At 39.9% G+C, this 10,184-nt stretch carries 12 protein-coding genes; 7 read left to right on the top strand and 5 right to left on the bottom strand.

Annotated features, from left to right (window positions below; translation table 11 throughout):
- A partial coding sequence (locus DSOL_RS12515) for a CoA transferase (protein ID WP_170871504.1) occupies positions 1–333 on the top strand: 333 nt, incomplete at its 5' end.
- Positions 334–562: 229 nt separating this feature from the next.
- Here DSOL_RS12515 and DSOL_RS12510 read toward each other — a convergent pair.
- Both DSOL_RS12510 and DSOL_RS12505 read right to left on the bottom strand, forming a co-directional pair.
- Positions 563–1,135, bottom strand: a complete 573-nt coding sequence (locus tag DSOL_RS12510) for a xanthine phosphoribosyltransferase (RefSeq protein ID WP_075365182.1) — start codon at positions 1,133–1,135, stop codon at positions 563–565.
- 319 nt (positions 1,136–1,454) lie between these two features.
- Positions 1,455–2,264, bottom strand: a complete 810-nt coding sequence (locus DSOL_RS12505; RefSeq protein ID WP_075365181.1) for a ParA family protein — start codon at positions 2,262–2,264, stop codon at positions 1,455–1,457.
- A gap of 331 nt (positions 2,265–2,595) precedes the next feature.
- Between DSOL_RS12505 and DSOL_RS12500 the strand changes: the two genes are divergently transcribed.
- The 3 genes from DSOL_RS12500 to DSOL_RS12490 all read left to right on the top strand — a co-directional run bounded on the left by DSOL_RS12500 (position 2,596) and on the right by DSOL_RS12490 (position 6,383).
- Positions 2,596–3,081, top strand: coding sequence for a hypothetical protein (locus tag DSOL_RS12500; RefSeq protein ID WP_075365180.1), 486 nt, complete (start codon positions 2,596–2,598; stop codon positions 3,079–3,081).
- 700 nt (positions 3,082–3,781) lie between these two features.
- Positions 3,782–4,984, top strand: coding sequence for a group II intron reverse transcriptase/maturase (gene ltrA, locus DSOL_RS12495; RefSeq protein WP_235838802.1), 1,203 nt, complete (start codon positions 3,782–3,784; stop codon positions 4,982–4,984).
- A 133-nt stretch (positions 4,985–5,117) separates the two neighbouring features.
- Positions 5,118–6,383 carry a hypothetical protein gene (locus tag DSOL_RS12490; protein ID WP_075365178.1) on the top strand — a complete coding sequence of 422 codons (1,266 nt, stop codon included), beginning with the start codon at positions 5,118–5,120 and terminating at the stop codon, positions 6,381–6,383.
- A 42-nt stretch (positions 6,384–6,425) separates the two neighbouring features.
- Here the strand turns inward: DSOL_RS12490 and DSOL_RS12485 are convergent, their stop codons facing one another.
- Positions 6,426–6,632 (bottom strand): LrgB family protein, encoded by a 207-nt coding sequence (locus DSOL_RS12485; RefSeq protein ID WP_235838801.1) that lies wholly within the window; start codon positions 6,630–6,632, stop codon positions 6,426–6,428.
- 49 nt (positions 6,633–6,681) lie between these two features.
- Here DSOL_RS12485 and DSOL_RS12480 point away from each other — a divergent pair, with 49 nt between their 5' ends.
- From DSOL_RS12480 to hepT, 3 genes are all read left to right on the top strand, one after another.
- Positions 6,682–7,062, top strand: a complete 381-nt coding sequence (locus DSOL_RS12480; RefSeq protein WP_075365177.1) for a thioredoxin family protein — start codon at positions 6,682–6,684, stop codon at positions 7,060–7,062.
- Between the two features lie 90 nt (positions 7,063–7,152).
- Entirely contained in the window at positions 7,153–7,578 is a 426-nt protein-coding gene (mntA, locus tag DSOL_RS12475; protein WP_075365176.1) for a type VII toxin-antitoxin system MntA family adenylyltransferase antitoxin, read from the top strand.
- Entirely contained in the window at positions 7,568–7,984 is a 417-nt protein-coding gene (hepT, locus tag DSOL_RS12470; RefSeq protein WP_075365175.1) for a type VII toxin-antitoxin system HepT family RNase toxin, read from the top strand. Before mntA ends, hepT begins: the two co-directional genes overlap by 11 nt.
- Positions 7,985–8,071: 87 nt before the next feature.
- Here hepT and DSOL_RS12465 read toward each other — a convergent pair whose 3' ends face one another.
- Positions 8,072–8,467, bottom strand: coding sequence for a MerR family transcriptional regulator (locus tag DSOL_RS12465; RefSeq protein WP_075365174.1), 396 nt, complete (start codon positions 8,465–8,467; stop codon positions 8,072–8,074).
- Between the two features lie 259 nt (positions 8,468–8,726).
- The gene (locus tag DSOL_RS12460) at positions 8,727–9,833 is read right to left on the bottom strand and encodes a DUF362 domain-containing protein (RefSeq protein ID WP_075365173.1); all 1,107 of its coding nucleotides are present in this window, start codon (positions 9,831–9,833) and stop codon (positions 8,727–8,729) included.
- Positions 9,834–10,184: the final 351 nt, after the last annotated feature.

Here is a 10,184-nt window from a genome sequence, read left to right as displayed (position 1 = left end):
GCGTCTATCAAAACGATTATGCTCACAAAGACTCGCGATGAATGGGTCGAGTTCTTCTCCGATTCTGACCTATGTTTTACACCGATTCTTACCCTTGACGAAATGGTTAAACACCCGCAGATACTGGCTCGCGATATGGTCCATACTTTGACCAATTTCCAAGGATCGGGTAAAGATATAGTGTGCACTGGAGTACCCATTAAACTTTCTGAAACCCCGGGTGAAGCTAAAATGGTTTTTGCTAGAACTGGGGAAAACACGGATGAGGTATTAGCGGGTATTGGGTATAGTGCAGCTCAAATTGAGCAGTTTCATAAAGTCGGCATAGTGTAAAAAGATTGCTAGACAATGGAAGGTTAGACCAATGAAAAGAGGTTGATTCATTACTCCTAAAGTGGAGGTGAGTCAACCTCTTAGAATTGCGCGAATATCTGTCGTTGTGAAACCATATCGATAATTGTCGAAATAAAGGGGAAAGATCTTCTTGATTTATAATTATTTTAATTATAAAATATGCATAAGATGTATGCTGGGTCAATCTCCTACTCTTTGTTCTTTGAACTTATTTAAAAATAACCTGGCCATCTTTAATTGAGTCGATGATAGCTAAAGACTCTAACTGAATGCCTTTTTCTTCGATGCGTTTTCTACCCTCTTGAAATGTTTTTTCTATGACGATACCCGCTCCAGAAATCTCTGCGCTGCTCTGAAATAATAAATTAACCAATCCCATGAGTGCACTTCCACTAGCTAGGAAATCATCAATAATCAATACTTTGTCATTTGGACTTAAGAACTCTTTGGATATTTTAATGGTGTACTCCTGATCTTTAGTATAAGAATAAACCTTAGCTTCGTAAACATCTTGGTTCATATTGATGCCCACATGTTTTTTCGCAAATACGACAGGCACATAGTTAAAGTACTGAGCAACTATACTTGCAATGGCAATACCGGAGGTTTCGATGGTTATAATTTTTGTAACTTCTTTATTTGAAAATCGGCGTTTGAATTCCTTACCTATTTCATTAAACAAAGCTATATCTAATTGGTGATTCAGAAAATTATCGACCTTGATGATTCGATTTTCAATTATCTTTGCGTCGGTACGAATTCTATCTTTTAAGAGTTGCATGATGGTAATACTCCCTTCTCAAAATGAAAACACTCCTAAAACCTTTCAGGAGTGACAGTAGTAATAGAAATGTAATAATAACAAGGATAACTTGAATATCGCAAAAAATCAACAAATAATATTTAGGCTTGAGATACCTTGAAACTTATGGGAAAACGCTATATACAGTGCGGCAACGATCTTATGGAATTTTACACACTCCAACGCAATTACACCGATGAACAAATCCGGTAAGGCTTCAAAGCCTTTGCCGGATTTGTTCATCGGTGTTAGTTTAACTCATTCAAAAGAGCTGCCTATCTTCACTTTAAATAACACATCATGCTATAGCAAAGACCTCCTTTACAAACGAAAGATACTCGGGTGCTTTTTTTATGTCAGGTTCACCATCGGACTGCGCTAATCCATGCCGTATGGCTCGTTTAATAACAGTGTCAAACACCTTTATGTCTGGGGTCTCAGCAAATTGTTTTCGTAGTTCTTGGAGCTTCACATGATGAAGGTTGGTGTGGTCTTGGACCATCGTAGGCAATATCCCCAAAATATTTAGCTTTGAACCTTGTTCCTGAATACCCTTGATTAGAACAATTGTCTCGTAGATGCCATCAATGGATAGACCCTCTGGAAGGACAGGGATAATAATATCCGTGGAGGCTAACAGGGAATTCATAGTTTGTATGTCATTGCTCGGGGAAGTGTCAATTAGAATGTAATCGTACTGAGCTTTTATCTCACCGATTGCTTTTCGTAAAAGGTATTTGGGGGCAGGGAATAACTTGGAATTAATTTGAGCCATTACTTTTGAGTTAAGATTAGAAAGAGAATTGTTGGATAAGTAGAGATCAACTCCAAATGCATTCTGTTTGATGTCTTGCATTGTGGCTTCACCAATTAAAACATCATATATCGTTTTCTTTAAGTCAATTTTCTTGATCCCGAACGATAAGGCAATATGGCCCTGAGCATCCATGTCAATGATAGCTGTCTTATATCCGAGACTAACTAATCCTACAGCCACGTTTGTGACAGTTGCCGTCTTGCCAACCCCACCTTTCTGTGAGGCGACAGAAATGATTCTTGCAGTTTTAGTAATATTTGCAGTATTGGTCCTTTTAGGATGTTTAGCCATGAGACAACAACCCCTCCTTAAAATATCAATTGGTTTATTTTACCATATTGTATTAAAGGAGTATATACTCAGGTTGAGTTACGGGCTGTAAAAAGCATTGCTATATTATTGTAAACTAGGATGTTTTTTGTCGGATTCTCATGTAAACCTGTCCTTTCTCATTTGATATTTACCAATTACACTGATATATTCTATACTATTGCCGATGAACCATCCTATTCAAACAGAGGCTATATGCTTGATGTTAGCCGCGGAAGAGTGCCCACTATGGACAGCCTGAAAGTGCTGGTCGATCGGTTGGCACTGTATAAAATGCAAGGGAAAAGAGGTCATGATTTGGGGGGATATTGTAAAGAGCCATCCCGAACATCTGGGTAAACTGAATGCACAGGTTACCAGTCTCAACTGGTACTACGATTATGGCGCTAAGAAAGAAAACATTAAGGTTTTCTCTGACCATGGCTTAAAGCAGTATGTGTGCCCTAGCGTATCCGGTTACAGCCGACTGGTGAATGCCTATGACATGAGTTTTACCAACATGAGAGAGATGGCTAAGTTGGGTAATCAGTACCATGCCGTAGGATTTTTGAATACCGACTGGGGAGATTGCGGCCACATTAATATGCCGTCTCTTGCCATTCCTGGCATGATTTACGGTGCGGCACAAGGCTGGAATGTGGAGGACGATAGGGACTTAAGTACCATCGACCAGGCTATTTCTTTGGTGGAATATGAAGACCCTGGGAAAAATCTGGTGGGACTGCTGCGAGAACTTTCTCATCAAGATATTATCATTTTTAACGATCTGGCATTTTGATATAATTAACAATTATGGTATAATAATTAATTGGTGCGAGCTGCGAAGCAGCACGCAAATGCGTGATGTTTCCTCTTGAAAATGAAAGCAATTTCATTTCATTAGTAAGTTATTAACATATAGTAGGAAAATCCTATCAGGTAATACCTAACCAGTAGCCTGTACCTAGTTCCTTGGAGCCGAAATGGTAACATTAGGTTTAAGCGTAGGGCGGGGAGCAAACGAGCCGAAACGAAAGTGAAGCTATTGAGCCACGAAATTATTATCTAAATGAAGAGGCCGATACTGTCTTTTCGGTAGCAGGCAAAATCGTGCAAATCGTAATGGTGAGAGATGCATGACTCTTCCGGGGTCCGAGGGCTTGGCGAGTTTGCTGATAAGTATGTTAATAGAACAGCTGAGGTCCTATAGTGTCTGGGAAATCAGTATGCGAAGTCAAGTAAGGGAACGAGCAAGATGAGCAAATGCACTATAGGAAATCCGACTAACCCATAGTACCGTAGAAATATGTGAAAGCAGATGGAGGGAAGGGGTTAGCACAACATAGCTTCAAGTAAACGTGGGATAGTGCAGACAGGAGCTGAAGAACATTATTAACGAGTTACTTGGAATACAATTCAACATAGAAAAGGCTAGACTGGATGGAAGGGTTCAAAACCTTGCCACATACATCAATGAAACGACGCTGATAGCCAGTCATATGGGAATGAATGGAAAGAAAGCCGAGGGAATTGATGGAGTGGCCAAGGAAGATTATTCTGTCAATCTGAGAGCAAACGTAGAACATTTGGTCAAACGAATGAAAAGCGGAAGCTATAAGCCAGAGCCTATAAGAAGAGTGTATATTCCAAAAGACGGAAGCAACAAAATGAGGCCATTAGGGATATCGTGTTATGAAGATAAACTAGTTGAGAGTATCATAGCGCAGATATTAACGATGGTATATGAGCCTAAGTTCTATAATGAGTCCTTTGGATTCAGACCAAACAGGAGCTGTCATCAAGCTGTCAGAGAAATTATAGAGGATGTGCAATACCACAAGATCAATTACATTGTGGAAGCAGATATTCGGGGATTCTTTGATAACGTTGACCATGAATGGCTGATAAAATTCTTGGAGCATGATATAGCGGATAAGAAATTTATAGAAATAATTAAGAAGTTTCTTAAAGTTGGAATCATGGAAGATGGTAACTATCTGGAAAGTGAACGGGGCACTCCGCAGGGAAATGGAGCATCACCGGTACTTGCAAACATATATCTTCATTATGTACTGGACATGTGGTTTGACGTGAAGGTGAAGCGACAGTGTCAGGGTGAAGCGTATTTAATCAGGTATTGTGATGACTTTGTATGTTGTTTTCAAAACAAATGGGAAGCAGAAGAGTTTTATCAAAGGCTAATCGAGAGATTTGAGAAGTTTGGTCTAGAATTGGCCCTAGAGAAAACCAAGATATTGGAATTCGGAAGATTTGCTAAGCAAAATAGAGCAAAGCGAGGCTTAGGGAAACCCGAAACTTTTGACTTTCTAGGATTTACATTTTACTGTAGCGAAGATGGTAAGAAAGAATTCTTTCGTTGTAAGGTTAAGACGAGTAAGAAGAAATTTCGAAGCAAAGTCAAGACAATGAAAGAATGGATTAGGGATAATCGAGTAATGCCTGTTGGTGAACTGATTAAGAAGATTAATCAGAAAATTAGGGGACACTATCAGTATTATGGGGTAAATGATAATACAAGAGGTGTGAAAAGTTATCAAAATGTAGTAAAGTGGCAACTGCTTAAATGGCTTAATAGAAGAAGTCAGAGAAGAAGTTACACGCTTGATACATTCTTCAATGGATTGCTGAAAACTTTTCCGTTATTAGAGCCGACAATAAAAGTGAGCTTATTCTATAGATGAGTAAATATGATGTGAAGAGCCGTATGCCTTAATAGGGCACGTACGGTTCCGTTGAGGAGCATGGGCGGAAACGCCTGTGTTTACTTAAGGCTATAATATTCGTTTAATTTTTGCATTGAAAGGGAGTGATTGAATGCAAAAGGGTAAACATATTAAAGTCGGAATCGGTTTTGCTACAGGGAGAAGGAGTTTTCAAAAGGTGCTGAGAACCACCATACACAACTGGAAGGAATCTGGTTTGGTGGAGAACAAACGAATCAGCTTGAATCTTTTTGTAGCCTATGATCTTAATTATAATAAAACAAAAACAACGGATTATACCAATATACACCCAGAACTCGTCGAGCAGATTGATAGTAGCAAATTTATTGGAAGTGTCTCGCTAAAAGAAGAAATTGATTATTTAACTCGAGAAAATGTCATCGATATGAATGAAGCTCGTATGATTTTTGGCAGGGGGTACGCAGCTAAGCGTAACGCTGTGCTCTATAACGCTATAAAGAACAAGATGGATTATCTGATCTTTTTGGACGATGACGAATATCCGATGGCAGTGACCAATACGCGCCGAACTACAATTTGGGGAGGCCAGCATGTTCTGCTCGACCATCTTGAATATATCTCTCAAGCGGACATCACCCACGGACATCACTGTGGTTATATATCGCCGATTCCCTATATGGAATTTAATGATACTATGACCGAAGAGGATTTCCGTTCGTTTATTGAGGCTATCAGCAATGATATCATTAACTGGGATACCTTGAAAACCGTTATGAAAAACGGCGGGGTAACCTATGCTGATACGAAGATCTTGACGAGCGATGAGGCGACAGAGGTGCAGGAAACAAACCATGCCAAATTCATCTCAGGAGCTAATCTGTGTATTAACCTAACCGATTCTCGCCGTATTTTTCCGTTTTACAATCCACCGGGAGCTAGAGGAGAGGATACTTTTTTAAGTACCTGCCTAAGCGAACGAAAAGTTTTGCGCGTGCCGTGCTACACATTCCATGATGGGTTTTCCACTTATAATGACCTTTTAGAAGGTGTTCTCCCAATCCGTTTGAAGTTCATCAAAGCTGATACCGAACTGATTACAACTCGCTTTTACAAGGCCTGTATAGGTTGGATTCGTTATAAGCCCTTATTGCTTTATATCACACAGCCAGATCGTTATGAGGAAAAGATTAAAGAGATGCGGGAACAGCTTATCGAGACCTTGCCTAAAATCTGTGCTTATTTCGGACAACCGGATTTTATTAAAGTCTTAGCTGAATTAGACAAATACCATAAAAATGTTAAGAAACATCATCGTGAATTCCTTGAAACTCAACGTATTTGGGCAAAAATTATGGAACATTTTGCGCATCGCCAAGAAGTAGATCAATCCTTGTAAGAAAGATGAAGGTTCCGAAGCGGCAGCGCTTAGGGGCTTTTTCTATACCTGAATAGATCCTTCTAACAGAGCTGTTGCAGTGCCTTGACCATGTGCAGTAGTTCCATAAGCTATTCCTCGAGCCAAGGGGTTAGCAACTTTAAATAGGTTGAGCAGAATGGGAGTTAAAACGGTACCTAAAATACCCGTAGCAATTACAAAAGCAGACGTGAGGGACGGATCGCCATTTACGTTTCTGAAAAAACTCACTGGAAAGAATCATTGTTGGCACTCTAATCATGAGGGAGAATCAATTAAAATGAGCATTGAATCTGCGGTTCTTATTCAAACAAAAGAGCATTTCGAACGGTTTATAGCAGAAGAGAAATTGTATATTCTTTATTTCAGCTCCGAAGATTGTAATGTTTGCCAGGCAGTTTTCCCAAAACTGATGAATCTAGTAGAAGACTATCCGGTTAAGGTCGCAAAAATATCCATCGGTGAACAGATGGAAATAGCAGGGCAATCCTTGGTATTTACAGTACCGACAGTTTTGATGGTTTACGAAGGAAGAGAAATTCTGAGAGAAAGCCGATTTATTGACTTTCAGAAAGTTGAAAGAACATTAAATCTTTATATGGATCAGGTTCAAATTGAGATGGCCTTAGATAAGAACTTCTTAGCACCTAATAAAGCATGAAAACTACCTGTAGCGCACAAGGGAAATAATACCATATGCCCTTTTTTATACGCATCTAGCATGATATAATGAGACAAGGGGGGGAGGTCTATGCGAAAGGTTCCTGTTGAGATGCAATCATGGAAAGCGTTTTTTCAGTCCCGAGTTGAAATTGCTGCTGTTTACTTATTTGGATCACTTGGGACTGAGTTTGAACATCCGCTGAGTGATATTGATTTGGGAGTAGTTTTTACTCGCCCAGTTACGCTATCGGAGGAATTGGAGCTAGACGTAGCCTTATGCCTCCATGTTAATCATGACCGAATAGATTTGGTTAATCTGAATCGCGCTCCGATCGCTTTGCAGTTTCGCGCCCTCCGGGAAGGTTTGCTTGTCTACGAAGGAGACTATTTTAAACATAGTGATTTTATTGAAGGCGTGATTAAGACCTATCCGGACTACGCTGTTAAGTATGCTGTATTCGCTCGTGATTACGAGCAGGCCCTTAAGGAGGAATATAACAGTCATGGTGGATAAGGATATTATTCAGCGAAAACTATCCTTTATTGATCTAAAGTTGCAAAATTTAGAGACGTTAAAGCTTATAGAACGGGAAGATTTTTTAGCTAGTTTTCAGGCGGTTGATGCGGCGAAATATAACCTTCAAGTATGTATTGAGGCCTTAATAGATGTTTCTAATCATGTAGTAGCAAGAGAGCGCTGGGGAATCCCCAGTACGTCTGCAGAAGCAGTGAAGCTAATAATACAACATGGCGTATTGGGTAAGGACAAAGAACTTTCACTAGTGCAAATGGTGAAGTTTCGTAACCGAATTGTGCACCTGTACCAAGAGGTTGATAATTCTGAAATTTACCGAATTTTGCAGGAAAACCTTGATGATATTAAAGGTTTTATCCAAGCAGTGATAAGCAAATTTTTCTAAAGGGAATCAACAGGAAAATCCAGAAGTTTGGGTTTAATAAATTACTTAAGGTAAAAAGGCTTTGTATTAGAACGAGACTGGCTCATTCTACTTTCCAGCAGATAATTTGCTTTCGTTTAAGGGTATATTGCAAACGGTATCATAGTATTCAAGCTTATAATCGATGGTTTTAAGGTTTTCCTTTAAATCGTCCATTTGTTTCAGAACCTCTTTGCGATGGTCAAGATACATTTGCCTTCGGATTTCCAAGGTCTCATCCCCTTGCAGACACCATTCGATATATTGCTTGATTTGTTTAATGGGCATTCCTGTGTTTTTTAAACAACAAATGAGTTTCAGCCAATCAAAGTCACTGTCCGAAAATTCTCTGTTTCCTGCTTTGTCTCGCTCTACAAATGGAAGCAGACCTTCTTTATCATAATATCGTATTGTGTGTGCAGTAAGATCGAATTTCTCTGCAACTTGGCTGATTGTGTATCCCATAGATAAATTCTCCTCTATAAGAGTTATCCTTTTTTGTCAGTTTTATAAATTATTTACGAAACTGATCTTAGAGCTAACTCTAAGTAACACCATCAGTATAAAGCACCTGATATTGAATTTCAAGCCACAGGATAGGGCATGAATTCACAGCGATGGTTTTAGATAATCGATGTTGACGAAGACAAACTAATAATAGGCTCAGCGGTATAAACTCCGCTGGGCCTATTATTATTGTTGAGGTAATAAAATGCTGTACTCGTTAAATTGTAATTAACTCATATTCCTTGCTACCTAGGCCCAGCTTCACCGCATGGTCAATTGCCACTTTCCAGTCTGTATTTGGGCTGACATCCGTAAAATGGTCATGGTGCTCATGGACACTTTTCTCAAGAAGACTACCCATCATGACGGGCTGGCGGTTTACTGCATCCGCGCAAGCAGCGTCCAGTGCAACCGGGTCAAAGGAGGCAAACATACCGACATTTGGAACAATCGGCACATCGTTCTCTGAATGACAGTCGCAGAAAGGAGAGACATCAATTACCATGCTGATGTGGAAGTGGGGGCGTTCATGCAGTACAGCCCAGGTGTATTCCGCTACTTTTTTATTCAAGATTTCATTAGATTCATCCGAGGCAGGCAGAATTGCGTCCATTGGGCAAATGCCGATGCAGCGGCCACAGCCGACACATTTTCCGTGATCAATGGATGCCTTTTTCTCTGTCACAGTAATGGCACTGTGGGCACAGATCTTTGTGCACATGCCGCACCCAACACATCGTTTTTGGGAAACATGGGGCTTTCCACTGCTGTGCATCTCCATTTTACCTGCGCGGGAGCCGCAACCCATACCTATATTCTTCAGCGCACCGCCAAAACCGGTCAGTTCATGTCCCTTGAAATGAGTCAGAGAAACTAATATATCTGCATCCATAATAGCATGACCGATTTTTGCCTCTTTCACGTATTCACCGCATTCAACAGGGACCAGAACCTCATCGGTCCCTTTCAATCCATCGCCAATCAGCACGTGACAACCGGTGGAAAAGGGAGAAAAGCCATTGACATAGGCAGAGCCCAGATGATCTAGCGCGTTCTTTCTACCACCGACATATAAAGTATTGCAATCTGTCAGAAACGGTTTCCCTCCCAGCTCTGTCACAATATCTACCACTGTTTTGGCAAAATTAGGGCGGAGATAGGCCAAATTACCCGGCTCGCCAAAATGAATTTTAATGGCTGCATATTTTTTCTCAAAATCAATTTGGCTAATCCCTGCTGTTCTGATCAGACGGCTCAACTTCTGCTGCAAATTTTCTTTCGCCGTTACGTGAAAGTCCGTAAAATAGACCTTGGATTTTTCCATAATTAATAACCTCCAAAATTTAAATAATAATAATCTATCAGCCTTCCACAATACAACTATTCCATAATTTTCTTAGAACCGGACTGACGAATTTTACCTGCAGACATAATAGTTAGAACACAAACACTAAGTTGCTCTACTAAAATAGCATAAACCTTAGAGTCTACTTTAAGTCAAGTAGAATTTTGAAGAAACAGGGGACAGGTGCATTATTTTATCATAGGATTGAATTTAAAATTGTAGATTATAAATATGGAGTGGGTTCTTTGATGGTACGGATCGGAACTTTGCAAATAGTATTCAACGATTGAAATTTCTAACGGATTCATCATTAGTAGTTAATATTGACCG

The sequence above is a fragment of the Desulfosporosinus metallidurans genome (genome assembly GCF_001936615.1).
Classification (GTDB): Bacteria; Bacillota; Desulfitobacteriia; order Desulfitobacteriales; family Desulfitobacteriaceae; genus Desulfosporosinus; species Desulfosporosinus metallidurans.
The sequence above is the reverse complement of the archived record's forward strand: the minus strand, read 5'-3'. Positions and strand labels throughout refer to the sequence as shown.